The 25,311-nt window shown below is 70.7% G+C and carries 21 protein-coding genes; 7 read left to right on the plus strand and 14 right to left on the minus strand.

From position 1 onward, the window contains the following. Positions 1-28: 28 nt before the first annotated feature. The 4 genes from katG to ON31_RS30515 form a co-directional block, all read right to left on the minus strand. Positions 29-2,233, minus strand: a complete 2,205-nt coding sequence (gene katG / locus ON31_RS30500; RefSeq protein ID WP_172544870.1) for a catalase/peroxidase HPI — start codon at positions 2,231-2,233, stop codon at positions 29-31. A gap of 35 nt (positions 2,234-2,268) precedes the next feature. Beyond that, positions 2,269-2,673, minus strand: a complete 405-nt coding sequence (locus ON31_RS30505) for a Fur family transcriptional regulator (RefSeq protein ID WP_303627758.1) — start codon at positions 2,671-2,673, stop codon at positions 2,269-2,271. 88 nt (positions 2,674-2,761) lie between these two features. Next, complete coding sequence (locus tag ON31_RS30510) at positions 2,762-3,529, minus strand: arginase family protein (protein ID WP_051037995.1); 768 nt, start codon at positions 3,527-3,529, stop codon at positions 2,762-2,764. A 57-nt stretch (positions 3,530-3,586) separates the two neighbouring features. Further along, positions 3,587-4,186, minus strand: coding sequence for a helix-turn-helix domain-containing protein (locus ON31_RS30515; RefSeq protein ID WP_039818604.1), 600 nt, complete (start codon positions 4,184-4,186; stop codon positions 3,587-3,589). 91 nt (positions 4,187-4,277) lie between these two features. On the opposite strand from ON31_RS30515, the gene ON31_RS30520 reads away from it, so the two are divergent. Continuing rightward, positions 4,278-5,513: an MFS transporter gene (locus tag ON31_RS30520; RefSeq protein WP_051037996.1), complete on the plus strand. Its 1,236-nt coding sequence runs from the start codon at positions 4,278-4,280 to the stop codon at positions 5,511-5,513. A 432-nt stretch (positions 5,514-5,945) separates the two neighbouring features. On the opposite strand, the gene ON31_RS30525 is transcribed toward ON31_RS30520, so the two are convergent. The 3 genes from ON31_RS30525 to ON31_RS30535 form a co-directional block, all read right to left on the minus strand. Further along, positions 5,946-6,467 (minus strand): hypothetical protein, encoded by a 522-nt coding sequence (locus ON31_RS30525; protein WP_039818607.1) that lies wholly within the window; start codon positions 6,465-6,467, stop codon positions 5,946-5,948. Between the two features lie 50 nt (positions 6,468-6,517). Then, positions 6,518-7,573 (minus strand): alpha/beta hydrolase, encoded by a 1,056-nt coding sequence (locus ON31_RS30530; RefSeq protein ID WP_081592852.1) that lies wholly within the window; start codon positions 7,571-7,573, stop codon positions 6,518-6,520. 167 nt (positions 7,574-7,740) lie between these two features. Continuing rightward, complete coding sequence (locus ON31_RS30535; RefSeq protein WP_039818608.1) at positions 7,741-8,157, minus strand: hypothetical protein; 417 nt, start codon at positions 8,155-8,157, stop codon at positions 7,741-7,743. 267 nt (positions 8,158-8,424) lie between these two features. On the opposite strand from ON31_RS30535, the gene ON31_RS30540 reads away from it, so the two are divergent. Next, positions 8,425-8,688, plus strand: a complete 264-nt coding sequence (locus ON31_RS30540; protein WP_039818609.1) for an SHOCT domain-containing protein — start codon at positions 8,425-8,427, stop codon at positions 8,686-8,688. A gap of 412 nt (positions 8,689-9,100) precedes the next feature. On the opposite strand, the gene ON31_RS30545 is transcribed toward ON31_RS30540, so the two are convergent. The 3 genes from ON31_RS30545 to ON31_RS36010 form a co-directional block, all read right to left on the minus strand. Continuing rightward, the gene (locus tag ON31_RS30545; RefSeq protein WP_081592854.1) at positions 9,101-10,564 is read right to left on the minus strand and encodes a bifunctional aminoglycoside phosphotransferase/ATP-binding protein; all 1,464 of its coding nucleotides are present in this window, start codon (positions 10,562-10,564) and stop codon (positions 9,101-9,103) included. A gap of 1 nt (position 10,565) precedes the next feature. After that, positions 10,566-11,495 carry a universal stress protein gene (locus ON31_RS30550; protein ID WP_039818610.1) on the minus strand — a complete coding sequence of 310 codons (930 nt, stop codon included), beginning with the start codon at positions 11,493-11,495 and terminating at the stop codon, positions 10,566-10,568. 95 nt (positions 11,496-11,590) lie between these two features. Beyond that, positions 11,591-12,616, minus strand: a complete 1,026-nt coding sequence (locus ON31_RS36010) for a hypothetical protein (protein WP_051037998.1) — start codon at positions 12,614-12,616, stop codon at positions 11,591-11,593. A gap of 237 nt (positions 12,617-12,853) precedes the next feature. Between ON31_RS36010 and ON31_RS38420 the strand changes: the two genes are divergently transcribed. Next, on the plus strand, positions 12,854-13,504 hold the full coding sequence (locus ON31_RS38420; RefSeq protein ID WP_029928724.1) for a DUF2267 domain-containing protein: 651 nt from the start codon (positions 12,854-12,856) through the stop codon (positions 13,502-13,504). Positions 13,505-13,567: 63 nt separating this feature from the next. Here ON31_RS38420 and ON31_RS30565 read toward each other — a convergent pair whose 3' ends face one another. The 3 genes from ON31_RS30565 to otsB are packed head-to-tail and all read right to left on the minus strand — an operon-like array spanning position 13,568 to position 20,060. Further along, on the minus strand, positions 13,568-15,193 hold the full coding sequence (locus ON31_RS30565; RefSeq protein WP_039818611.1) for an ABC transporter permease: 1,626 nt from the start codon (positions 15,191-15,193) through the stop codon (positions 13,568-13,570). After that, positions 15,190-16,098, minus strand: coding sequence for an ABC transporter ATP-binding protein (locus ON31_RS30570; protein ID WP_029928727.1), 909 nt, complete (start codon positions 16,096-16,098; stop codon positions 15,190-15,192). The genes ON31_RS30565 and ON31_RS30570 overlap by 4 nt, the downstream gene beginning before the upstream one ends. Positions 16,099-16,100: 2 nt before the next feature. Next, positions 16,101-20,060 carry a trehalose-phosphatase gene (gene otsB, locus ON31_RS30575; RefSeq protein WP_085996514.1) on the minus strand — a complete coding sequence of 1,320 codons (3,960 nt, stop codon included), beginning with the start codon at positions 20,058-20,060 and terminating at the stop codon, positions 16,101-16,103. Positions 20,061-20,194: 134 nt separating this feature from the next. On the opposite strand from otsB, the gene ON31_RS30580 reads away from it, so the two are divergent. Both ON31_RS30580 and ON31_RS30585 read left to right on the plus strand, forming a co-directional pair. After that, positions 20,195-21,187: an Acg family FMN-binding oxidoreductase gene (locus tag ON31_RS30580; RefSeq protein WP_039818612.1), complete on the plus strand. Its 993-nt coding sequence runs from the start codon at positions 20,195-20,197 to the stop codon at positions 21,185-21,187. Positions 21,188-21,210: 23 nt separating this feature from the next. Next, positions 21,211-22,107: a DUF302 domain-containing protein gene (locus tag ON31_RS30585; protein ID WP_218007411.1), complete on the plus strand. Its 897-nt coding sequence runs from the start codon at positions 21,211-21,213 to the stop codon at positions 22,105-22,107. Here ON31_RS30585 and ON31_RS30590 read toward each other — a convergent pair. Next, positions 22,074-23,051, minus strand: a complete 978-nt coding sequence (locus ON31_RS30590) for a magnesium transporter (RefSeq protein WP_255222322.1) — start codon at positions 23,049-23,051, stop codon at positions 22,074-22,076. The genes ON31_RS30585 and ON31_RS30590 overlap by 34 nt on opposite strands. 199 nt (positions 23,052-23,250) lie before the next feature. On the opposite strand from ON31_RS30590, the gene ON31_RS37370 reads away from it, so the two are divergent. Both ON31_RS37370 and ON31_RS30600 read left to right on the plus strand, forming a co-directional pair. Next, positions 23,251-23,556 carry a hypothetical protein gene (locus tag ON31_RS37370; protein WP_039818615.1) on the plus strand — a complete coding sequence of 102 codons (306 nt, stop codon included), beginning with the start codon at positions 23,251-23,253 and terminating at the stop codon, positions 23,554-23,556. Beyond that, positions 23,553-25,311 (plus strand): PEP/pyruvate-binding domain-containing protein (locus tag ON31_RS30600; protein ID WP_039818616.1); only part of this gene is annotated, 1,759 nt, incomplete at its 3' end. The genes ON31_RS37370 and ON31_RS30600, both read left to right, overlap by 4 nt.

Below are 25,311 nucleotides of genomic sequence, written 5' to 3' on the forward strand. Positions count from 1 at the left end.
CCGGTCGTCACGCCGCGACGCGGCTACCTCAGGCGAGGTCGAACCGGTCGTTCTCCATGACCCCCACCCAGGCGCTGACGAAGTCGTCGACGAACTTGCGGCCCGCGTCCTGCTGGGCGTACACCTCGGCCACCGCACGCAGCACCGAATGCGAACCGAAGAGCAGGTCGTTGGCGGTGGCGGTCCAGCGGGTCTTGCCGGAGGCGCGGTCGACGCCCTCGTACACGTTCTCCGCGGACTCCGACGGCTTCCACTCGGTGTTGTCGTCGAGCAGGTTGACGAAGAAGTCGTTGGTCAGCGTGCCCGGACGGTCGGTGAAGACGCCGTGCTCGGAGCCGCCGTAGTTCGCGCCGAGCGCACGCATGCCGCCGATCAGCACCGTCAGCTGCGGAGCCGTCACGTCGAGCATGTAGGCCCGGTCCAGCAGCAGCCGTTCCAGCGGGGCCTTCTCCCCGGAGCGCACGTAGTTGCGGAAGCCGTCGGCGCGCGGTTCCAGTACCGCGAACGACTCCACATCCGTGTTCTCCTGGGTGGCGTCCGTGCGACCGGGCCGGAACGGCACGGTCACCTCGTGCCCAGCATCCTTGGCGGCCTTCTCGACGGCCGCCGATCCGGCGAGCACGATCAGATCGGCGAGGGAGATCTTCTTGCCACCCGCGGCAGAGCCGTTGAACTCCGCCTGGATGCGTTCCAGCACGGGCAGCACCTTCGCCAGTTCGGCGGGTTCGTTGACCCCCCAGTTCTTCTGGGGTTCGAGCCGGATGCGGGCACCGTTCGCGCCACCGCGCTTGTCGGTGCTGCGGAAGCTCGCCGCCGACGCCCACGCGGTCTTGACCAGCTGCGTCACCGACAGGCCGGAGTCGAGGACCTTGGCCTTCAGCGCCGCCACGTCCTGATCGTCGACCAGTTCGTGGTCGACCGCGGGCACCGGATCCTGCCACAGCTGCGGTTCGGGCACCCACGGCCCCAGGTAGCGGCTGACCGGACCCATATCGCGGTGCAGCAGCTTGTACCACGCCTTGGCGAAGGCCTCGGCCAACTCCTCGGGATGCTCCAGCCAGCGGCTGGTGATCTCCCGGTAGATCGGATCCTCACGCAGCGACAGATCGGTGGTGAGCATGGTCGGGGCGCGCCCCGGACCGCCGAACGGGTCCGGGATGGTGCCCGCGCCCGCGCCGTCCTTGGCGGTCCACTGCCAGGCCCCGGCGGGGCTCTTGGTCAGCTCCCATTCGTAGCCGTAGAGGTTCTGCAGGAAGCCGTTGCCCCACTGGGTCGGGGTGGAGGTCCACACCACTTCGAGCCCACTGGTGATGGCGTCCTTGCCCTTTCCGGTGCCGTGTGCGCTCTTCCAGCCCAGCCCCTGCTGTTCCAGCGGGGCGGCCTCGGGTTCCGGGCCGACCAGGGCGGCATCACCCGCGCCGTGGGTCTTGCCGAAGCTGTGCCCGCCGACGATGAGCGCGGCGGTCTCCTCGTCGTTCATGGCCATGCGGCCGAAGGTCTCGCGGATGTCGCGGGCGGCGGCCACCGGGTCCGGCTGCCCGTTGGGGCCTTCCGGATTCACATAGATCAGGCCCATCTGGACGGCGCCGAGCGGACCGGCGAGTTCACGGTCACCACTGTAGCGCTCGTCGCCGAGCCAGGTGTCCTCCGGGCCCCAGAAGATCTCTTCCGGCTCCCAGACGTCGGGGCGGCCGAAACCGAAGCCGAAGGTCTTGAACCCCATCGACTCCAGCGCCACATTGCCCGCGAACACCAGCAGGTCGGCCCAGGAGATCTTGTTGCCGTACTTCTGTTTGACCGGCCACAGCAGGCGGCGGGCTTTGTCCAGGTTGGCGTTGTCGGGCCAGCTGTTGAGCGGCGCGAAGCGCTGCGCGCCCTGGCCGCCACCACCACGCCCGTCGGCGATGCGGTAGGTGCCCGCGGCATGCCAGCTCATTCGGATGAACAGGCCGCCGTAGTTGCCGTAGTCGGCGGGCCACCAGTCCTTCGAATCGGTCAGCACCGCGGCCACGTCCGCCTTCAGCGCCTCGACATCCAGCTTCCGGAACTCCGCGGCGTAGTCGAAATCCGCGCCGAGCGGGTTGGATTTCGAGGAATGCGCGTGCAGCACCGAGACATCGATCTGCTCCGGCCACCAGTCCTTGTTGGTGCGCGGGCGATGGTCGGTCTTGGGGGTCGGGGCCGGGATCGCCGGGTTCTCACTCTCGCTGGTGCTGTGAGTTTCGGATGTCACGACATTCCTTCCTGAATGAGTGGAGCGGGCTGCGATCAGGGGCGTGCGGCCGCGGCACAGTCGGGGCACAGACCCCAGTAGATGACCTCGGCCTCGTCGATGGTGAAACCGCTGTCATCGGACGCGGTCAGGCACGGGGCCGCGCCGACGGCGCAGTCGACGTCGGCGATGGCCCCGCAGTTCCGGCAGACGACATGGTGATGGTTGTCGCCGACCCGCGTCTCGTATCGGGCCACCGATCCGGAGGGCTGAATGCATCGGATCAGGCCCGCGGCGGTCAGCGTGTGCAGCGAGTCGTACACCGCCTGGTGCGATACCGCCGACAGGCGGTCCCGGACGGCGCGGATGATGGAATCGGTATCGGCGTGCGGGTGGTCGTGCACGGCACTCAGCACCGCGACCCGCGGGGCGGTCACGCGCAGCGAAACTCCCCGCAGCATCTGCTGGAACTCCGTGGCCGTGGGCACACCCAGAGTCTCGTCCGCTCTCTGGAACGAGTCAAGCATTCTGGCGGATCCGGAAAACCCGCTATCGATCGTGCGCCGCCGCGACCGCGCCGGTATCGAGCAGGCCCGTCAGCGTGGCGAGCAGGTCGGCACGCTCCGGATACTCGCCCGGGTTCCACGGGCATGCGATATCCAGGGCGACGACCCGACCGGTGGCGATCACCCGCCGCACCGCGTCGAGCACGGCGTCGCGGGTGGGCCCGCCGGTCACCGGATGGAGCAGGCCCGGAACCTCCTCGGCGGTGATCACGTCGACGTCGATGTGCAGCAGCACCGGGCCGTCCGGCAGCGTGATCGTGTCGACCCCGCAATGCCGCACCGGCGCGGTCGAAAGGTACTCCCGCTCACCGGGATCCAGATCGCGGGCGTCGACCAGTACGGTCCGCTCCGCGGCCACCGGACGCAGCCCGAGCGGTTCGGCCATCAGGTCCGCGTGTACCCCGAGCGCGAGGCGCAGCGACATGCCGCCGATATAGCCGGAGGTCGACGATTCCAGCGTGTGCACATCACCGTGCGCGTCGAACCAGACGACGGCGGGGTCGATTCCGCGCCGCTGCACGCCCGCCAGCGTGCCCAGGGCGACCGTGCAATCCCCCGACAGCACCACCGGCGTGCCCTCGACCGCGGCGACCGTGGCCGCCACCTCCCGGTACAGGGCGACCAGACGCTCCCAGACGGTGCCGTCGGGCAGCTCGGGCACCACGGTCCGATAGCCGGGACCCGGCATCGGAATGGCGTCCGGAGCCAAGGGTTCGTCTTGATGGAACGGCACGAGAACAGGCGAGGACATGGAGCGACGCTAGACCCGGAAACCCGTGTCCGCAATGTGTTTCGGGGTCGGCGGCCCTCACGCGGACGCGGTCGGCCGTCCCGCGGCGCGGGCGCGAACGTGGATGCGTTCGCCGTGTTTGCCGAAGAGACTCAGCACCTCCACGCTGCCGCGCCCGGCCGCACCGAACCAGTGCGGTATGCGGCAGTCGAATTCGGCCGCCTCGCCGACGCCCATGACGAAATCGTGGTCGCCGAGCCGGACGCGCAGGTGGCCGCGCAGCACGTAGAGCCATTCGTAGCCATCGTGGGTGCGCGGGTACGGCGTGTCGTCGTGGGCGGGAATGGTCATCTTGTAGGCGCGTGGTTCGCCCTGGTGCCGCGACAGCGGGACCAGGACGCGGCCGTCCTTCCTGGTGGGTTGCTGCGGTATGCGCGGGTCGACGATGCGCGGGGCGGCCACGATCTCGTCGAGCGGCACCCCGAGCGCCACCGTGATCGGCAGCAGCAGTTCGAGACTCGGCTTGCGCTGCCCCGATTCCAGGCGCGACAGCGTACTGGTGGACAGTCCCGTGAGCCGGGCGAGCTCGGACAGGCTGTAGCCCTTCTGCTCCCGGGCGCTGCGCAGCCGGGGTGGGATCTGCTCGATCACGGAGCCGACGCTGGGCTGTCCATCCATAAGCCCAGTCAACCAATTCGTCCCGGTATCGGCAACAACCGTTGCCGGTATCGCGGGCGTGGCCCGATGCTCGGCTCGGAGGTGAGCCGATATGAACACGACATCGACAACGACAACGGCATCGACAACCACGACCGCCAGGCTGCCCGCCAGCGTGTACCTGCTGGGCTTCAGCCTGTTCGCCATGGGCAGCGCGGAATTCCTGCTGGCCGGAGTCCTACCCGAGGTCGCGACCGACCTCGACGTCCCCCTCTCCTCGGCCGGAATGCTCATTACCGCGTTCGCACTGGGCGTCGTCTGCGGCGGACCGCCGTTCGCGGTGCTCAGCCTGCGCTGGCCGCGCCGGACCGCACTGGTGGCGACCCAGGGCGTCTTCGCCGCATCCATCGCGCTGGGCCTGTTCGGCGACTACACCGTGCTACTGGCCTCCCGGGTGGTGGCCGGAATCGCCTACGCCGGATTCTTCGCCATCGCGTCGGTGACCGCGATCGGCCTGGTCACGCCGGACCGCACCGCCCGGGCATCCGGGGTGGTGGTGAGCGGACTCAGTGTGGCCATGGTGGCGGGCGGCCCCGCGGGCACCCTGCTGAGTCATTTCACCGGTTGGCGCGGCGGATTCTGGGCCGTGGTGGTCCTGACACTCGTTGGGATCATCGGGTGTCTGCTCGGAATACCCGCTGCCGCACGGGCTTCCGTGCCGCACACCGGAGCCGCGGTGACGCGGGAGCTGGCCACGTTGCGCAAGCCCATGCTCTGGGTGGTCTGGTCGGTGACCATTCTGACCACCGCGGCGTACATGATCACGTTCAACTATCTCGCGGCCATGCTCGCCGACATCACCGGCATGGCGGAGGTCTGGATTCCGGCCGTGCTCGCACTCTTCGGCATCGGGGCGTTCGTGGGGCTGTCCATCGGCGGCCGCATCTCCGATCGACGGCCGCATCTCGCCCTGGGAACCGGTGCGGTCGGGATCGTGCTGCTGTCGGCGCTGTTGGCCGCGGCCATGTCGACGGCGTGGGTGGTGGTGCCGGTGGTCCTCCTGCTCGGGATCGCCGCCTTCGTGCTCAATCCCGCCCTCTACAGCCGGGTGTTCGCACTCGCGGGTGATGCGCCGACGCTGGCGGGCGCCACCACCGTGTCGGCGTTCCAGTTGGGCATCAGCTGCACCCCCGTGCTGGCGGCGCTCACGCTCACCCGCGGCGCCGCACTGACCTCGGTCTGCCTCATCGGCGCGGCGCTCGCGGTGGCGGCCGTACCGCTCATCCGCCTGGACCGGGCACGGCAGGGGGCGGCGACGGAACTCGCGCGGGCGAACGAGTCGCGCTGAGTTCGACGCGGGTCGACGCGGGGGTCGACACCGGGGGCGAGGAGCGTCCGGGCCGGACACCGGCTCGGATCGCTGTCGGGCTGGATCGCTGTCGGGCTCGGATAGCACCGACGGGAGGTGGATTTCGCGGTTGGGTTCTCCCGTCGGTGCCCGTATCCGTTACAGCGTCGGTCCCGCTGCGGGACGGGACCGCGGGCCGCCAGGGCATGCGGCCCGTGGGTCTGCCGATCGGTGGGCAACCTGCCAACCCTCGACACGCTGAGAGTTAGCGAAACGCGGTTCATGATCGGAAACCCGCTGAAAGCGTAGCGTTGTCACACCGGTAGGCAAGACATCACGCGAGCGTTGGCACCGAATGTCATGGATTGGTGGCACTTCCGGTCATAGATGGCCCAAAATTCGCCATACCCACACGTTTTGCGGTACCCCATATCAGCCGGGCACGCGGGTGCCAGGCAGCAAACTTCCCCGCCCGGCCAGCACCGCCTCGTCGAACAGGGTCTGATAGCTCTCCCGTGCCAGGTGGGCCACCGAGCCGGGGCGCAGGTACGCGTCGAGATGGTGGGCGGTGTGCACGAGCCGCACCGCCCATCGGCCCGAACGCTCCCCGGTGTACAGCAGCCGACACTCGATCTGATAGGCCAGATCCATACAGGCCGAGCCGATCTCGGCATAGGCCCGCGCCTCCTGCTCCCAGGCGGGTCGCCCGGCCGGGTCCGCGGGTTCCAGGACCGCCACGACCGCGGCCAGTTCGTCCGCGGCTCGCCGCAGGCGGCGTTCGTAGCGGACGAGCCCGTCCCGACCGGCCAGGCGGCGTGCGGTGACCGGCCCCTGCCGGTGGATGCGCTCGGCCTCCGCCGTCCGCGCGACTCCGCGTAGCGCGGCGGCGGGCAGGTCCCGCAGCAGCCAATCCACCGCCAGTACCGCGTCGATTTCCGCTACCAGCATCGTCATCCCGCCTTCTGCCCGTGAGGCCGCACAAGCAACCAGTACCGCTCGTACCGTCAGCCGATATTGGCGGAGAGGTCCGGAATCATCCGGTACGCCTCGTCCTGCCAGGTATTCCACGCGTGAATGCCGTACGCGGGGAAGGAATAGGCGACATTGCCGCCACCCAGGGATGCCATGCGCACCTGGAAGGAGCGCGTATTGGCCAGTGCCAGCGCCTCCAACGCCATGCCGTTGGCGGTGGCGATGCTCGGCGGATCACCGGCGGTGGGGAGACCGCTCGCGGCGGCGACCCACAGTCGGGTGTTGTTGGCGATCAGATTGGGCGCGAAGACGAACGGATCCATGCGCAGCCACTGCGGCCCCCAGGGCGGGGCCATGGAGTCCACGTTGTAGCCGCCCGCGTCCAGCATGGCCAGGCGGATGGCCTCCCGCATTCCGGGTGCGGAGATGTTCAGGTAGCCGGAATAGGCTCCCGCGAAGCTGAACTGGTCGGGATGGTAGGCCGCCAGGGTGAGCGCGGCGCTGCCGCCCATGGACAGGCCGAACACGCCGTTGCGATACGGGTTGAACCCCAGCCGGTCACGCAGCGCCCAGCGCAGGTCGCGGCTGATGAAGGTCTCCCACTCGTAGCGGTAGCTCTTGCCCGGACCACCCGAGAGGGTGTCGGTCACGCCCGAGCCGGTATTGCCGGGGCCGGTGCCCGCCGGAACGCCGAAGAACTCGCTCGGGGCGTTCCAGTCGGCGTAGAAGCTGGACTGGCCGCCGACCGGCATGACGACGTTGATATTCCAGCTGGCCAGCACCTCGGCGACATTGGTCTCGATCTCCCAGCCGTTGAGGTCCTCCCGCGCCCGCATCCCGTCGAGCGCGTAGACGACCCGGTTGGTATTGCCGTCGGCGGCGCGCAGCACCCGGGTCTTGATCGGACCCATGCTCGGTGAATCCACCCAGAAGTCGAAGGCCGCGGGCGTGAACGCCGCCGTGGCCGTGGCCGTCGAGCCCACCAGGGCGATACCCGCGGACAGCAGCGCTACCAGCGCCAATGCCGCACTCCGACAGCCGATACCGAGCCATCTCACCGAATTCGACGCAGTGCGAGTCAATCGCATGGATGCCGACCCTTTCCCTCGTGCGGTCGCGAGACCACAACGCACACAACCGGTCCCCGCACCGGACGGACGCGAGCACCGGGTGCTCGAGGAGGGTATCGGCACCCCTTCAGGAAATGTTGCTATAAATTAGCTGCAAATTCTGTGCGGTCGGTCACATCAACCCTTCAACGATCGTCTTCCGGGTTGGGACGCCAGGTCAGACCCAGGATCACCATGGCGATGCCGAAGAGCACGCACACCGGTTGCAGGATGCTGAAGGTGCGGATGACCGCGATCTGCACGACGATCCAGCCGATCAGCAGGCCGCCGCTGGCGATCGCGACGGTCGGGGCGCGGCGCTGGCCGTGCGCGGCGGACCAGGAGGTGACGGCCATCGGGACCGCGACGACGAGCGCCAGGGCGAGGGCGGCGAAGACCGGACTCTCGAACGGGAGCCGCCGCACGATGGTCTGCCCCAGGTCGATTCCGCCGCCCGCCAAGCCGACAGCGCCCGCCACGGCCCAGATCGCCACGAATCCCGACAGCAGCACGAGGGCGGCCTGCTCGAGGGCGGTCTCTCGAATGTTCTGCGTGAATGCCATGGTTCGACGGTCGCGTGGCGGCCCTGGTCACCGGAAGTCGCGTTGGGCCCCGGGCCACGGGACCTTGGCCCTCGGATCGCCGCTCCGGACGGCGACGGCACGGTCCACACCAGCCTGGATGCCGTTGGTCCTCGTATCAGAGGGCGATCTGCCCTGCCCCGGGCGGCCGCACGCGCCGACAGTGGAGACAGTTGGCGCGCATCGCGTCGAGAGCACAATCCGGCACCGCGTCGCGCGCGATCGAGCCGGAGAAGGAGGCAGACGGTGATGTACTGGTACGACCATGGACCGAGTGGCTGGGGCTATGTCGGCATGGGCATCGGCATGCTGCTGTTCTGGGGACTGGTGATCGCGACCTTCGCCCTGATCGTGCGGATGACCGCGCGACCGGACCGGGAATGGAAGCCACCCGTCACCCAGACCCCCGCCGAGCAGCTGCTGGCCGAGCGCTTCGCCCGCGGCGATATCGACGAGCAGGAATACATCAGCCGCCTCACCGCGCTGCGCACCCACACCGCGACCCGCGCCTGACCACCGCACCGCCACATCGCATCGGCGGTAGCCACGTCGGCGGTAGCCACTGACCGCTGGACCCTGTCCTATCGGCTGCTCCCTTCGGCGGCCCCGGCGGCGACGTGCCGTTCATCAACGACTCGCCCACCCTGGCCCAGCTGGTCTGCGGCCTGCTGCCCGCCGGTCTGTACCTCTACTACCTGGCCAACCTCCGCGCGATCGGTCCGGCCCGGCCGAACTGACGACCCGGCCATCGAGCGTCGCGGCCCGCCGAACCGATCGTCCCGCGCGGGCCCGTCGGCCTGGGGTAGCCGCGTCGGCCGCGCCCTGCCACGGCCGACGCGCCATAGGTTGTCGAGCGGCCGCGTGCTCCACCGATGTGGGGAGGCGACCCTGGCATCGGGAGGTGCCTGCCTACCGAGTGGAGTGGTCAGCCGGTGCTCTGCCATGCGCGCAGGGCGGTGGCGACGGTGGCGCCGATCGGCGCCGTGGTGTCCAGGGTGACGGCCGCGGGCCAGGGGCTCGCGGTGGCGGACAGGGCTTTCGCGATCTCGGGGGTGGCTTCCGAATCGCCGGGATCGCGGGTGAACATGCGTTCGGCGGCGATATCGGGTGGGCACGCACAGCGCAGCTCCACCAGGTCGGCGACCGTGTGGTCGGCCAGTTCCGCTGCGCGGGTGCGGGATTCGGCGTCGGACCAGCTGGCGTCGAGAATCACCGAGACGCCCTGCTCGAGGCGAGCGCGGGCGCGGGCGAGGAGTTCGGCGTAGACCCGGGCTTTCGCTTCGGGACGGTAGGCGCCCGCCCCGAAGGTGCCGCCCGTGCCGACCACGGCACCCACCGCGCGCAGCTCGGCGCGCACGGTGTCGCTGGACAGCAGTTCCGCTCCGGTTTCCGCGGCGAGAGCTTGTGCGACGGTGGACTTTCCGGTTCCGGGCAGCCCGCCGACCAGGGTGAGCCGTACGGCCCCGGCACTCAGGTTTGCCGCGGCCAGTTCGAGATGCCGGGTGGCCCGCTCGGCCGCGGCAGCGACACCCTGGTCGGCGCGGATGCGGTCGGTCTTGGCCCGCACCATGGCGCGGTAGGCGATGTAGTGGTGGCGCAGGGAGGCCGGTGGGGTGTCGTGGGCCGCGTGCAGATAGTCGTCCAGGAATCCGGTGGCGAGCGCCGGGTGGCCGCGGAATTCCAGATCCATGGCGAGGAAGGCGGCGTCGTCGAGGCAGTCCACATAGCGCAGTTGGTCGTCGAAATCCAGGCAGTCGAGCACGCGGAAGCCGTCGGGTAGCGCGAAGATGTCCTCCACGAGCAGATCACCGTGGCCGTCGACGATGCGGCCCGCGGCGATGCGCCGGGCCAGCAACGGTCCGCGACCGTCCAGATAGCGGCCGACCAGCCGTGCGATGCGGTCGACCACCGCCGGATCCACCGCATCGCGCGGCTGCTCGTGCAGGCTGTGCAGCAGCACATCCCAGCGGTGCCGCAGGGCGGCGGGCGTACCCGCGTGGTCGATCTCGGGGCCGCGCCGCGCCACCCGATGGAAGTCGGCGATCAGCGCGGCGAGTTCGGCCAGTTCCGCGCGGGTGACGGTACCGCGGTCGAGTCCGGTGGACAGTCGGGCCCCTTCGGGCATGCGGCGCATGACCACCACGGGCTCCCCCGCCCCGCCCTCCGGATCGGTGAGATGGGCGAGCCCGAGGTACACATCGGGTGCGAGCCGCCGGTTCAACTCGATCTCTCGCAGGCACGCCCGCTCCCGGGCGGCGGTGCTGCCGAAGTCGAGGAAGTCGGTCACGACGGGCTTTTTGACCTTGTAGGCGCGTTCGCCGCAGAGCAGAACCAGACCGGTGTGGGTCTCCCGCAGCTGCGCGAACGGTTCACCGTTCGTATCCGCCATCTCAGCGGTCCGCAGGATGGACGACCAGCACCGGGCAGTGGACGTGCTGTACCAGCGCGTTCGTGGTCGAGCCCAACAGCAGACCCGGGAAGCCGCCGCGACCGCGGTTGCCGACCACCACCAGTTGGGCTGTGCGCGACCAGATTCGGAGCTGGTCGGTGGGGGCCGACGGATACACCCGGCGGGTCACCCGGACCTCCGGATACTTCTCCTGCCAACCAGCCAGCCGTTCGGCGAGGATCGCCCACTCCCGGTGTTCCAGTTCGGATTCGGGCACGGTCAGCCGATCGCCACCGGCGAAATCGCCGAAACTCCAGTCGCTCCAGGTGTGCACGGCGACCAGTTCGGCGCCGCGCTCGGCCGCCTCCCGGAAGGCCGCGGCGATGGCGGCCTCACTGACCGGACCGCCGTCGACTCCCACCACGACCGGGCCGCTGTCGTGGATCGCGTTGTCCGCGTCCGGATCCGGGCGCACCACGACGACCGCGCCGTGCGCGTGCGCGGTGACGGCCAGCAGTGTCGAACCCAGATGCGCGATGCTCCCGGCGGTGCCGGTGGCACCCAGGACCGTCGCGTAGGCGTGGGCGCTCTCCTCGATGAGCAGGGCGGCGGGGCTCTGCGCGGTCAGCGCGACCGTGACCGTCAGGTGCGGGTCGCGCTGGTGCGCGATCGCTGCCGCGCGGTCGAGCAGCACGCGACCGCCCTCCCGGACCGCTTCGATCACCGGTGGAATGAGCACGTCGTAGCTGCCGAGGACCGCGCTCATGCCCACCAGGTCGAGGCCGTGCACGAGACGCAGCGCGCGCTGCCGGGCGGCGGCGTAGTCGGCCGCCCATCCGACGGCGGTGTCCGATCCCGCCGAACCGTCGACGCCGACCACCACCGCGGCGGAGGCGAGCTGATGCGGATCGTCGGGGTGCTGGGCTGTCATGGCGATCTCCTGACTGTGCGATCGGCTCGCGGCCGGTGTGGCGGTCAGTGTGGTACTGCGGTCGGTGCGGTACTGCGGTCGGTGCGGTGCTGCGGTCAGTGCGGCGATACCAGGTTCCTGGTGTCGAGCATGCGGACTCCGAACGCGCCGGTGACGGCCGCCATGGCCGCGGCCATGGCGAGGCCGCCGAGCAGCCCGATACCCACGATCAGCGCGGTCGGCTGGCCGGGCTGCCACAGCGGGGTGGTGATGAGGGCGAACGCCGCGAGACCCGCGATCCAGCCCACCGCATTGGCCCAGATCCACAGCGCCGCGCGCTCGGTCCGCTCGCGCAGCACGAACCATTGGGCCACGCCGATCGCGAACACCATCACCAGGGCTCCGACCGCGATCACCGGCGCCTGCACCGCGGGCGGCCAGTCGGTGATGCGGTCGCCGTAGAGCACCGGCACCGTGCCGATCGTCCACGCCACCACCGCTCCCACCACGGTAGCCCGAACCCAGCGCCCGGTGGCGAAGTCGCGCAGCCACTTCCGCAGCACCAGGGACTGGAACGAGCCGAGTACCGCACCCTCGACGACGGCGGCGAGCAGCAGACCCGCGACCACGAGCGCGGGGGCGGTGTCGAGGAGCAGCGCGCCGGCGACGGCGGGGGCGACGAAACCCAGGAATTCACCGGCGGTCACGGTGGTGAACCACTGCCGCCACCGGCTGGTGTGATTCGGCTGGGTTCGCGCCAGCTCGATCACCAGGTACGGATCGGTCGCCGTCGTCCGCTGGCGCGGATGTTCGTGCAGGTAGACCGCCTCGACCTCCTCGTGCTCGATCGTTCCGGGCGCGACCAGGCGGCCGATTCCGGCGAGCCAATCGCCGTCGATGCGAATCGACACCGAATGCGGTGTCCGGAAATTGCGCCACCAGTTCTTCGCGGCGGCATTGCCCACCCGGACGATCACGGTGTCGCCGGAACGCGCGTAGGACACCGGCAGCGCGATCCGCCGTCCTGATCGGCGGCCCAGGTAGCGCAGTTCCGCGACGGTGTGGCCCAGCCCCATGGGGAATCGCAGCGCCATCAGCACCGCGGACGAACCCACACCCGAGGTCTCGTACTTCGTGGTCATCGCGACCTCCGCACCGCCGGCGAGGCGACGCCCGGTTCGTTCGCCCGGTGGCGCCGCGTCGAGGAATATTGTCGCCTCGATCGTGGCCCGCCGCCGCTGTCCGTCGACAGGGTCCCCCGCCGCTTCGGGAGGTGACCATCGTCCTCGCGGGGCGGGCACGACGGCTCTCACCCACCGCGTAGGCGCTGACGCACGCTCGGGGAACCACGACAACCCATCCGAAAGAGGCGAACGACCATGTCCCATCAGAGTGATCCGCTCGCGCCCGCCGTGCACACCGCGCACGAATGGCTCAATGCCATCGCCGACGGTCTCGACACCTATGACAAGGCCTTCGCGCACCGTGCCATGCGTGCCTGGTTGCACACCGTGCGTGATCGCATCGGCGTCAACGCCGCCGCCCACCTGAGCGCGCAGCTGCCGGAACTGCTGCGCGGCATCTTCTACGAGGGTTGGATGCCCGCGCATGTGCCGGTGCCGCACGACGTGGCGTCGTTCCTCACCCAATTCGCCCGGGAGGCGGGCGTTTCCCGCGACGAGGCGGCGGCACTGGCCGGTGTGGTGACCGATTCCTTCGCCGCACTGTTCTCCCCCGGACAGCTCGACCACGTGCTCGCCCAACTCCCGGTGGCGCTGCGCCATGTGCTGCTCGGTGCGGATCTGTCGGGTGTGCTGGCGGGCGCGGCGGTCCTCACCCAGGGCGAGACCGACCGGGTGGACGAGTTGGAGGTGCGGGTGGCGGCACTGCGCGACGCGGTGGCGGTGCTGGCGCGCGGGCTGGAGGATTTGCCCGGCGGGCCGTCACCGGAGGCCGCCCGCGCCGCCCAGCACGCCCACCGCATCCTGCTCGCCGAGGGCCTGAGCGACACCAGGCAGCAGCCGGTGTAGGGAGCGCGACAGCGACGGCGGCCCGTGGTTCTCACCACGGGCCGCCGTCGTGGCGGGCCGCGTTCAGTAGCCGATATCGCGACGGCGCAGACCGGCCAGAGCGGCCAGCATTCCCAGGCCGGTCAGGGCGAGGAGGGTGAGCAGCGGGCCGGGCCGGGGGTCGTCGAGCGGGACTCGGGGCAGGTGGGCGAAGGGGGTGGCCTGGTCGAACCAGGCCGGGAGATCGAAGGATTCGGCGAAGAGGGTGGCGACCGCGCAGTAGGCGAAATAGACCCACGAGACGGGGGTGGCCAGGCGCGGCAGCCAGCCGTAGGCGAGTGCGGCCACGGCCGCGACCAGCCAGGCGGCGGGCAGGTAGGTGAGTGCGGCGGCGGCCAGCCGCAGCGGTTCGGCGGCGGTTGAGGTGATCATGCCGTGGCTCAGTCCGACGCCTACCCCACCGGCGACGAGCACCGCGGCGCTGCCGATCAACGCCACGCTCAGATGGCCCGCGAACCACGTCGTCCGGCCGACCGGGGCGGCGAGCAACGGGTCGGCACGGCCCTCGGTCTCCTCGCCGCGCGCCCGCAGCACCGCCGTGACGGTGTAGGCGGCGGTCAACAGGGCCAGCGTCGACAGGGACAGCGCCAGATACGAATCGACGGCGTCATCGGCACCGCCGGGCAGGAACGCGGCGATATCCGGATTGTCGGCGATGAAGTCCTCGATGCTGTCCGCGAATGACCCATAGGCCAGCCCCAGCCCGAAAACACCTGTCACCCAGCCGATCAGCGCTCCGCGCTGGAGCCGCCAGGCCAGGCTCGCCGGGGACCGCAGGGCCGGGGACGCGGTCGCCCGCCCGGTGCCGTACGCGAACAGTCCGGAGCCGAAATCGCGCCGGTCCAGCAGCCATACCGCCACCGCGAACAGGACCGCGGTCGCCGCTGCGAACAGCAGCAGCGGCCACCAGCGGTCCATCACGTAGGGATAGCTGCGCTGCCCCCACCCGATCGGCGAGAGCCACGACGCCGTGCCATTGCCCACGTCGCCCACCGCGCGCAGCACCCAGGCGGCGGCCAGGGCCAGCGACACGGCACCGTACACGCTGCGTGGATTCTCGAACACCTGCGCCGCCACCGCCGTGACGGCGGCGAAGGTCACCCCGGTCCCGGCCAGCACGGCCCCGAGCAGCAGCGAGCCGCCCACCGGCAGACCGGTGCCCACCGCGACGGCGCAGACGGCCACCGCCGCGACGGCGTTCGCCGCGACGGCCAGCAGCAGCGCCGCGACCAGCGCCGCGCGCCGCCCCACCCGGGCGGAGCGAATCAGTTCGGCCCGACCGGTCTCCTCGTCGGTGCGGGTGTGGCGGCCGACCAGAAACATATTCATGAGCGCGATCACGACGGCGAGGTAGGTGAAGATCTCGAACAGCACCTCCCCGCCGATCGTGTCGAGCAGTCGCAACGGCCCGCCCAGCGCCACCACGGCGGCATTGCCGCCCATGGTCCGCCGCAGCGCCTCCAGCTTCTCGGGCGTGTCGTAGAGGCGCTGGCTGCTCACCGACTGCAACGCCAGCAGCGCGCCGAGGCCGAATATCCACCAGGGCAGCGTGAATCGCTCCCGCCGCAGCGCGAAGCGCAGCAGGGTGCCCGCCCCCGCCGCCTGGGTGGGCCGCGGCTCCCGGGTCGTCCCGGTGTCGAGGGCGGTCACGACGACGCCTGTACCGGCTCGGTCCGGCTGCCGTAGTGGCGCAGGAACAGTTCCTCCAGAGTCGGCGGCGCGCTCTCCAGACTGCGCACCCCCAGCCAGGCCAGTGAGCGCAGGATGGCGTCCAGATGTTCCGGTTCCACGTCGAAGCGGGCGCGGGTGCCGTCGGCGACCAGGTTGTGCACGCCGGGCACCGAACCCAGTTCGGTTGCCGGGCGCACGGTTTCGACGGTGATGGTGGTGCGGGTCAGATGCCGCAGCTCGGCGAGGGTGCCACTCTCGACGGTATGTCCGTCGCGGATGATGCTCACCCGATCGCACAGCGCCTCGACCTCGCCCAGGATATGGCTCGACAGCAGCACGGTACTCCCCCGCCGTGTCAGATCCCGTACGCAGGAACGGAATTCGGCGTCCATCAGCGGGTCCAAACCCGCGGTGGGTTCGTCCAGCAGATACAGTTCCGCCTCGCAGGCCAGCGCCGCCACCAGCGCGACCTTCTGCCGGTTGCCCTTGGAGTAGGCGCGGGCCTTCACCTTGGGGTCCAGCCGGAATCGTTCCAGCAGTTCGTCGCGGCGGCGGCGATCGGTCCGGCCGCGCAGCCGGGCCAGCAGGTCGATGACCTCGCCGCCGGTGATGCCGGGCCACAGCGTCACCTCACCGGGTACGTACGCCAGCCGGGCATGCAGGGCCACCGCGTCCCGCCAGGGGTCGCCGTCCAACATCCGTACCGTCCCGGCGTCGGGCCGCAACAGTCCCAGCAGGATCCGGATGGTGGTCGTCTTCCCGGCCCCGTTGGGTCCGAGGAATCCGTGCACCTCCCCCGTGCGCACGGTGAGGTTCAGCTCGTCGAGCGCGCGCGTGCGGCCGAACGTCTTGGTCAGGCCGGTGATGGTGATCGCGTCGGTCATGGTCATCCCTTCTCCGCCAGGGGAATCCGTACGGTGCGGCCCGCGGCGAGCCGGTCGACCCGGCCGCGGCATTCGATCTCGACATCCGGTACGGCTCCCGGATCGGAGCGGACCTCGAGTTCGGTCGCGCCGACACCGACGGTCATGCGGTGGCCCCGGTAGACGATCGGGAAGCTGAGTGTGCCCAGTTCCTTCGGCCACGCCGGGTCGAATATCAGTCGGCCGGAACGCAATTCCAGGCCGGTGAAACACCGTTGCAGTAGATCGACGCTGCCCGCCATGGCGCCCAGATGGATTCCCTCGGCGGTGGTGCCGCCCTGGATGTCGGCGATATCGGAGGACAGCACCCGATCGAAGAACTCCGCGGCCCGATCTCGGTGCGCGCGGGCCAGCACCCAGGCGTGCACCAGGGCGCTGAGGGTGGAGCCGTGCGAGGTGCGCGCCAGGTAGTAGTCGATGGTGCGCGGAATCATCTCCGGGGGCAGTTCGTAGCCGAGGTCGGCCAGCAGTGCCCGCAGTTCGTCGGCCGAGAGCAGATAGAACAGCATCAGCACATCGGCCTGTTTGGCCGCCCGGTAGCGGTTGACGTCGTCGCCCTCGGCCTCCAGCGCCCGGTCCAGGCGCTGGATTTCGCCGTAGCGAGCCCAATCCAGTTCCGCGAGCCGGTCGTAGCCGTCGAACTGGCTGATCACCCCGTCGTGGAACGGCACGTACATGCGCCGGGTGAGGTCCTCCCAGATGCGCGGTTCACCGGGGTCCACCCCGAGCGATTCGAGCAACCGCCCGCGCTCGCGCGGACCCAGCAGGGCCAGGGCATCGAGCGTGCGCCGGATGGTCCAGACCGTCATCACATTGATGTAGGCATTGTCGTCGATACCGTCCAGGGGCGCGTCCGGATACCCGGAGTGGAATTCGTCCGGCCCGATGATGCCGCGAACGCGATAGCGATTCCGCTCGGGGTCGTACTCCACCCGGCTCGCCCAGAACCGGGTGATCTCCACCAGCAGCTCGGCGCCGTACTCGGTGAGGAATTCCACGTCCCCGGTGGCCTCGTGGTACTCCCACACGGTGTAGGCGACCGCCAGCCCCGCGTGGTGGGCGCGCACGCTCGGATCCGGATTCCAGTGTCCCGATTCCGGATTCAGGTGCAGGCGCTGCGACTCCTCGCGCCCGTCGCTGCCGGACTGCCAGGGGAACAGCGCACCGGCCCAGCCGCCCGCCCGCGCCGCCCGCCGCGCCTCCGGCAGGCGGCGATGGCGGTAGCGCAGCAGCGCGCGGGTGACCATGGGAAAGCGCACGGTGAGGACGGGGCAGATGAACATCTCGTCCCAGAACACGTGCCCGCGATAGGCCTCCCCGTGCAGCCCGCGGGCGGGTACGCCCACATCGAGATCGGCGGTGTGCGGGGAGAGGGTTTGCAGTAGATGCATGAGGTGGAAGCGCACCAGGCGCACCCCGTGGTCGTGGCCGTCGAGGTCGAACCGCGCCCGCTCCCACAGGTGTTCCCAGGCCGTGTCGTGACCGGCCAGCAACCGCGCGAAGTCGCCGCAGGCGGCCAGCTCCCGGGCGGCGGCCTCGGCCGGGGTGGCGATGGCGTGGTCGCGTCCGGTGTAGACGGTGGCCACCTTCTCCAGCGTCACCGAACCCCACTCGGCGGTGTCGACGGTGAACTCCTGGCCGACCACCTGTCCCTCGTCGATGAATCGGGTTGTCTCATAGCAGGTCTCACCGCTGACGCGGACCGTCGAGCGGGCAGCCACGGCGATCGGGATCTCGGAGCTGTTGGTGCGCACGGCGACCAGCACGGCATCCGGCGACAGCACGGCGGTGGTGACGGGCACCAGGTGGTCGCCCGACAGGGCGCGATAGCGGTCCACCAGTGTGTTCCGCACGTCGGTGTCGACGACCGAGCGCAGGGTCACCGGCCCCGACCAGTTCTCGGCGGTGAGGGTGGTCTCCAGCGCGCAGATGTGGGGTGCGTGCATGGCGGCGAAGCGGCGCTGCCGCACCGTGGTGATGCGTCCGGCCGCGTCGCGGAATCGGAAGCGCCGAATGAGAATCGCCCGGCGCAGGTCCAGTTGCTGGCGATAGGACAGCAGTTCGGCGCGGTCGATGTCGAACCAGTCGCCGTCGCCGATCCGGAAGGTGACCGGGAGCCAGTTGGGCAGATTCACCAGGCTCTCGTTGTCCACGGTGCGTCCGGCGATCTCGTCGAAGCGCCGGTTGTAGACGCCCGCGACATAGGTGCCGGGGTAATGCCGTTCGCCCGCGGCGCATTCCGGGACGGCCCCGCGGGTGCCCAGATAGCCGTTGCCGACCGTGCACAGCGCTTCGCGCAACTTCTCCGCGGCCGGGTCGTAGCCCTCGAAGGTCAGCATCCACTGCTCCGAGGCGGACAGGTCGGGGTCGGTGCGCAGCCAGTCCGCCAATCGGTCCAGCAGGTCGCGCGCCCGGCGTGGTCCGGCCACCGCGAAGCGCGCGGCGGTGTAGCGGTCCCCGCTCTCGGCGTGGCGGACCGCGATGCCGATACCGTCGGCCTCGATGGCGTCGAACGCGTCCTCGTCGGTCAGGTCGTCGCCCAGGTACATCGGCACCGCAGGCACGGCGAGCCGGTCCAGGATCCAGCGCAGCGCCCGGCCCTTGTCCCACTCCACATCGGGGCGCAGTTCGGTGACCTTGCGGCCGCCGGTGGCGCGCAGTCCCACCGCCCGGGCCACGTCGTGGGCGGCGCTCACCACCACCGCGACCTGATCGCGCGGCACCGTACGGTGGTGGACGGCGACGGTGAACCGTTTGGGCTCCACCAGCGCCCCGGGCACGTCGGCGAGCCGGTCGCGCAGCAGCCGCGCCGCCTGCTCGACCACCGCCTCGGCATGGGGTGCCGCGCCGTGCACGTGCCGGGTGCCGTCCGGGGCCATCAGCTCGAAGCCGTGACTGCCCGCGTACCACAGCCCGTCCACCCCGACCCGGACCCGCAGATCCTCCAGTGCGCGGCCGCTGACCACCGCGACCGGGCAGGCCGCCGCCAGTTCGGCCAGTACCGAGCGCGCGCCCTCCACCGGTTGCGCGGCGGCCGGATCGGGCACGATATCGGAGAGTGTGCCGTCGAAGTCGAGCAGTACGGCGGCCTTGCCGGTATCCAGCAGATCGGTGATCCGCGACCACGACCGCAGCGCGTCCGGGAGTTCGGACACCCGGCGAAATCCGCTGCGCAGCAGCACGTCCGACGCGACCGCCACCACGGTGTCCGCGCCCTGCTCGCGCAGCCGGTCGGCATGCCCGCCACGGTCGACACCGATCACCGATCCGAAGCCGCCCCGGCGACCGGCCGCCACTCCGGCCTCGGCGTCCTCCAGCACCACCGTGCGCTCGGGCTCGGCCCCGAGCCGGTACGCCGCCTCGAGCAGCATGGCGGGGTCGGGTTTGCCCGCCAGCCCGAGCCTTTCGGCCTCCAGGCCGTCGACCCGCACCTCGAACAGATCGGCCAGCCCGGCCGCCGCCAGCACCTCGGCCGCATTGCGACTGGCGGAGAACACCGCCGTGCCGAGACCGGCGGCGTGCAGCCGTCGGATCAATGCCACCGTGCCGTCGAAGACACGCACGCCGTCCCGCGCCACCCGTGCCAGGAACAGCCGATCCTTGCGGTTGCCGAGCCCACACACGGTATCGACGTCCTCGCGCTCCGACGGATCCCCCCAAGGTAGCGAGATCCCCCGGGACGCAAGGAAATCGGCCACGCCGCGGTAGCGCGGTTTGCCGTCGACGTAGCGCAGGTAGTCGTCGTGGGTGAACGGGGTGAGCCGTTCACCCCGGGCACCGGCGCGCCGGGCGAGGAAGTCGTCGAAGAGTTCGGTCCAGGCCGCGGCGTGCATCGACGCGCTGTCGGTGACAACCCCGTCCATATCGAAGAGCACAGCGTCGTGGCGGCGCGCATCGATCAGCGCTGCGGTATCGGCGTACACACCTCCCAGGTTGGCTGGCGCGGAGATTGTCCAGCAAGAGAACAAAGTCCCCGCACCCCCGGGGGGTGCGGTACCCGGCGGTTCGGGACCTAGGACTCGTTACACCGCCTCCACGCGCTCTTACCGTGAGCGCTATGACCGTTCTGCCCACCGGCGTCACCATCGAGAAGGCCGTGCTGCTGGCCGGTCGTGCGCCGTCGCTGCACAACAGCCAGCCGTGGCGGTGGACCTTCGACGGGGCCGCGCTGCGCCTGTTCGCGGCTCCGGAGCGGCTGCTGCCCGCCACCGATCCGTGCCGCCGCCAGTTGCTGATCAGCTGCGGCGTCACGCTCGACCACCTGCGTGTCGCCATGGCGGCGGCGGGGTGGCGCTGCACCGTGGCGCACTTCCCCGACCCGAACAATCACGATCACCTCGCCACCGTCACCTTCCGTCCCGCTCGGATCGTCACCGACGCCGATCGGGAACGGGCCGACGCCATCGTCCGGCGGCACACCGATCGGCTGCCGTTCGCCGCGCCGAGGAGATGGGACGAACTCGAGACCGTGCTACGCACGGTGGTAGATCCCGAGGACGCGGTCGTGAGCGTGCTCGGTCCGGAAAGTCGCGCCCGGCTGGCGCACGCCTCCGGCCTCACCGCTGCCGTGCGCCGCTACGATGCCGAGTACCAGGCCGAATTACGCTGGTGGACCGGGCATTCCGCGGCGGCGGGCGGCGTGCCCCGGACGGCGCTGGCCAATCCGGAGGAGCAGGCGCGCGTGGGCATCGGCCGCGCCTTCCCCGCCGCCGCGACGGCCTCGCGCCGCGCCGAACTCGATACCGACCACGCGGTCGTCTTGGTGCTGTCCACCGTCGGCGATACACCCGAGGAACTGCTGCGCTGCGGTACCGCCCTGTCCACGGTGCTGCTGGAGTGCACCGTCGCCGGGTCGGCGACCTGTCCACTGACCCACCTCACCGAGGATCCACGTGGCCGGGCCATGGTCCGGGAGCTCACCGGGCGGGACGACCTGCCGCAGGTCCTGGTTCGGGTGGGTACGGCACCGGAAGATTCGGAAACCGCCTCGGAGACCGAGACGGTCACGCCGCGCCGTCCCCTGGCCGACATCTTGGCCATGCCGAGATGAGCACGCCCGAGAAGGAGAGCTCGATGAGATACCCGGTCAGCATCTGCCACACACCCCCGCAAACCATGCTGTGCCTGCCGCGTGAGATCAGAGCGGACCGGGTGGGCACGGATATCGCGGAGGGAATGCGCGAGCTGGTGACCACCGCGCAGCGCGCCGAACTCACCACCATCGGCGCGTCGACCATCACCTTCCGCGAGCCACCGGCCGCGGACGGCTCCACCGTCGTCGACTTCGGCGTCCTGGTGGAACCCGCGCCCAAACTCGGTCCCGCGTCGGGTGCGACGCTGCTGCTGGAACCGGACCGCATGGTGGCCCGGATCTGCTACCGCGGCGGCTACCGGGAGCTGGAATCCGTGCACAGATCGCTGCGGGCGTGGTTGCGCGACAACGGTTATCGTGCGGCCGGACCCGCACGGGAAGCCTATCTGGTCGGCCCGGACGAGGTGTCCGACCCCCGGGAACTGCTCACCGAGATCACCATCCCGGTCGTCCCCGCGCCGAGTATCGCGCTGCTGTTGGACGAACCGTTCGCGACGGCGCTCGACTGGACCCGGAAAGTACTGCGGGAGTATGACTTCGAAGTGGTCGGCGAGCTCGATGTGCGGGCGATGCTGCACGCTCGACCGGGCGAGCCCGTCGAGGACTACACGATCCTCAGCGCCTGCCATCCGGGGCTGGCCCAGCGGGCGTTGGCGGCGGACCGCGAGGCCGGACTGTTGCTGCCCTGCACCGTGGTGGTGCGCGCGGTCGAGGGCGGCACCCGGGTGGAAATCGCCGATCCCGAGGTGCTGGCGGCCGCCCTGCCGCTGGCGGACCTGCTGCCGGTGGCTGCCGAGACCCGGCGGCTGCTCATCGCGGCGCTGCGGGCGGCGCGCGAGACCGATCAGGTCACCACCAGTGAGGTGACCCCGAGGTAGATCACGATCGACAGCAGATCCTGGACCACGGTGGCCAGCGGTCCCGACCCGAACGCGGGGTCGATGCCCAGGCGCGACAGTGCCCACGGCAGCACCATGGCCACCACCGCCGCCACCGAACAGGCGGCCAGCAGCGCGATGGCCACGGCCGCGGAGACCTCCGCATCGCCCCAGACCGCCAGGGTGAACGCATACGATACGGCCGCGACCAGCAGACCGATCACTGCGCCGGTCACGGATTCACGCACCACGATCCCGCGGATGCCGACCCCCACCGACAACCCGCGGACCACCAACGCCACCGTCTGGGTGCCGACCGCGTCGGCCAGATACACCACGCCCGGAATGAAGAAGGCGATCAACACCTCGCGCTCGAGCTGTCCCCGAAACGCGTCGACCACACCCGCGGCCAGCATCGCGCCCACGAAACCCACCGCGAGCCACGGCAATCGGTGCCACAGTCGCCGGGCCACCAGCTCGGTGGTGGCCGTGCGCGCCGTGGATGTCGAGGCCAGATAGCCCGACAGCCGGGCCACGTCCTCATCGTGCTCCGCCAGCAGCAGTCCCAGCAGCCGTTGCGGCGGGATCACCCCGAGCCACCTGCCCTCCGCGTCGACGACGGCGAGGCCGGGCTCGTCGTGGCGCAGCGCCTCCCAGACCGCCGCTTCCTGATCGTGGTGCCCCGCCACCGTCGGCGGGTCCGTATCCATCACCTCGCCCACCGGGCTGTCCGGCGGCGCGGCGAGCAGTCGTTCGATGGTGACCAGTCCGGCAAGGTAGCCGTCCCGGCAGACCACCACCACCGCCGCACTGGCGAACCGCCGGCCCTGCATCCGCGCGAGCGCCGCCCGCACCGTCTCCGCCGGTTCGACGACCGGGACGTCCCGCGTCGCGTGCGCGGCCGCCGTGTCGAGGACATCGGCGGCGATCATCCTGCTCTCCACAGCCGAACGCTAGCCCCCGGCACCCCCGCACGCCAGCACTCGCCCCCGCCGCGCTCCGTTCCTACGCGACCATCGTCCCCACATCCCGGGACCCTGGCCCCTACATCGATCCGTTCGGCGCTGATCGAATGGACCGAACAGCTCGACGTAGAAGGAGAACCACCATGACACGCAATGGTATTCGTCGTGGAGGTCGGGAATGACGCCGAATCGGCGGACCCGGGCACTGTGGTTCGGCGTCGTCGCGGCCGCGATCGTCGGGCTGATCGACGCCGCGACCGGGCGCACCTGGGATCTGGTGACGGTATTCGGCATCATCGGGCTGCTCGGTGTGCTGGGGCTGGTGCGGTTCGGGGGCCGGGCCACGCTGTCCGTGCGGACCGATCTGGCGCGCTGGCTGGCACAGCGGGCCGCCGAGGGCGGGGAGCCCGTGCACCGGGTGGCCGACCGCGCCGTCGCCGCGTACCGAGCGGGCATCATCGGCGACGACGAGAGGCAGCCATGACGCGCACGGCCGATCGCGACGACATTCGCGCCACGGCCGACGATACGGTGCGGGTGCTCGATGGCAGCGGTGCGGGCGGAGAGGAGGTCGGTGGTAAGGCCGCCGCCTTGGACCGGCTGGTCAGGTGGGGAATTCCGGTGCCGGCCGCGGCCCGTGTCACCGCCGCCGGCTATCGGGCGGTCGCGCGACGGCCCGAGGTCGCGGCCGTGCTGGCGCGGCTGGCGGACGGCGAGCAGGTCGAGACGGCGGCCGTGGACGCGGCATTCCAGCACGCCGGATTGCCCGGCGACATCGCCGCGGCGGTGCGCGATAGCGTCGCGCGGATCGGCGACGGCCGACCGGTGGCCATTCGCTCGTCGGCGACGGTGGAGGATATGGCCGCGTCCTCGTTCGCCGGACAGTACGACTCGGTGCTGGATGTGGACCCGCACGACGGCGCGGCGGTGGAACACGCTGTGTTGACCGTGTTCTCGTCACTGCACCACCCGGCCCCGCGGGCCTACCGCGCCGCGCTCGGCATTCCGGAGGACGGGGTGGCGATGGCCGCCCTCGTCATGCCGATGGTCCCGGCGCTGCGCAGCGGCGTGCTGTTCACCCAGGATCCGACCGCCCCGCCCGGCACCGTGCGCATCGAAACCGTCACCGGTCTCGCCGACGTGCTGGTCTCCGGTAAGCAGACGCCGCGGGTGCTGCGGCTCGACCACGGCACCGTACCCGCCGACGCCGCCCCCGAGGTCGCCCCGCTGCTCGCCGCGGCGCGCGAGATCGAACGGCGCGCGGGCTGCCCGCAGGATGTGGAATGGGCGTGGGACGGCACCCGGATCTGGATCGTGCAGGCCCGGCCGATCACGGTGACCACGGCCGCGGACGATCCGTTCGACAGTCCGCCTCCGGATCCGGCCGACCGCGAACTGACCACGGCGGGCATCGCCGAGATGCTGCCCGGCGTCCTGCCGCCGCTGCGCTGGGAGGTGTGCTCCTTCCTGGTCGACGAGGCGCTGCGCACCCTCCTGGACGGTCTCGGCGCACTGCCGGACACCACGCCGACCACCGCGCACGGGCTGCTGCGGCGGGTGCACGGCCGCGCCGCCCTGGATGCCGCCGCCACCGGCGTCGCCCAGGGCGTGTCCGGGTTGCCCACGCACTCCGGCCCGGCGGCGGTGCGTCACCGGCTGCGGGCCGCGGCGGTGCGTCGGCATACCCGCTTCGACGCCGATGTGGCGATCCAGGCGAGCGGTGAGATCGATGCCCGCGCCAGGATTCTCGACTGTCTGCCGCCGCACGAGCTGCTGCGCTACCAGCTGGCGCTGATCGACCTCGCCACCCGCGCCATGGCCGCCGAGATCAGCGTGGCCACCGACGCCGGGGCCATTCACACCGGGCTGCGGGCGGTGCTGCGCCGCTATGTCCCCGCGGAGCAGGCCCGGCGACTCGCGGACGCCCTGGTGGTCCCGGAACGGGTCATCAGCGCCTCACCGCGGGCGTCGGCGGCGATCCCGGCCGGACCCACCTGGCTGGAGCTGGGCCGAAAACCCCTCTCCCCCACCGCGGTCGGTGACCGTGCCGCCGCCTTCGACCAGGTCATGACGACGCTCGAGCAGACCGAACGCTGGCCGAGTGCCGCGGTGCCGCGCTGGCTGCGCCATCGGCAGATCCAGCGGCTCGCCCATGAGGCCGCCGAACAGCTCGAACGCCGGGAGCGCGCCAAGAAGGCGATCCTGTTGCTGGGCGGGGAGATTCGGCGCGTGCACCTGG

The sequence above is a fragment of the Nocardia otitidiscaviarum NBRC 14405 genome (assembly GCF_000308635.1).
Lineage (GTDB): Bacteria > Actinomycetota > Actinomycetes > Mycobacteriales > Mycobacteriaceae > Nocardia > Nocardia otitidiscaviarum.

Bases quoted from the DNA above. Each gene is read 5' to 3' on its own strand.
- ON31_RS30505 (WP_303627758.1), bottom strand. From the start codon at position 2,673: ATGCTGCGGGGAGTTTCGCTGCGCGTGACCGCCCCGCGGGTCGCGGTG.
- ON31_RS30510 (WP_051037995.1), bottom strand. From the start codon at position 3,529: ATGTCCTCGCCTGTTCTCGTGCCGTTCCATCAAGACGAACCCTTGGCT.
- ON31_RS30515 (WP_039818604.1), bottom strand. From the start codon at position 4,186: ATGGATGGACAGCCCAGCGTCGGCTCCGTGATCGAGCAGATCCCACCC.
- ON31_RS30520 (WP_051037996.1), top strand. From the start codon at position 4,278: ATGAACACGACATCGACAACGACAACGGCATCGACAACCACGACCGCC.
- ON31_RS30525 (WP_039818607.1), bottom strand. From the start codon at position 6,467: ATGACGATGCTGGTAGCGGAAATCGACGCGGTACTGGCGGTGGATTGG.
- ON31_RS30530 (WP_081592852.1), bottom strand. From the start codon at position 7,573: ATGCGATTGACTCGCACTGCGTCGAATTCGGTGAGATGGCTCGGTATC.
- ON31_RS30535 (WP_039818608.1), bottom strand. From the start codon at position 8,157: ATGGCATTCACGCAGAACATTCGAGAGACCGCCCTCGAGCAGGCCGCC.
- ON31_RS30540 (WP_039818609.1), top strand. From the start codon at position 8,425: ATGTACTGGTACGACCATGGACCGAGTGGCTGGGGCTATGTCGGCATG.
- ON31_RS30545 (WP_081592854.1), bottom strand. From the start codon at position 10,564: ATGGCGGATACGAACGGTGAACCGTTCGCGCAGCTGCGGGAGACCCAC.
- ON31_RS30550 (WP_039818610.1), bottom strand. From the start codon at position 11,495: ATGACAGCCCAGCACCCCGACGATCCGCATCAGCTCGCCTCCGCCGCG.
- ON31_RS36010 (WP_051037998.1), bottom strand. From the start codon at position 12,616: ATGACCACGAAGTACGAGACCTCGGGTGTGGGTTCGTCCGCGGTGCTG.
- ON31_RS38420 (WP_029928724.1), top strand. From the start codon at position 12,854: ATGTCCCATCAGAGTGATCCGCTCGCGCCCGCCGTGCACACCGCGCAC.
- ON31_RS30570 (WP_029928727.1), bottom strand. From the start codon at position 16,098: ATGACCGACGCGATCACCATCACCGGCCTGACCAAGACGTTCGGCCGC.
- ON31_RS30580 (WP_039818612.1), top strand. From the start codon at position 20,195: ATGACCGTTCTGCCCACCGGCGTCACCATCGAGAAGGCCGTGCTGCTG.
- ON31_RS30585 (WP_218007411.1), top strand. From the start codon at position 21,211: ATGAGATACCCGGTCAGCATCTGCCACACACCCCCGCAAACCATGCTG.
- ON31_RS37370 (WP_039818615.1), top strand. From the start codon at position 23,251: ATGACGCCGAATCGGCGGACCCGGGCACTGTGGTTCGGCGTCGTCGCG.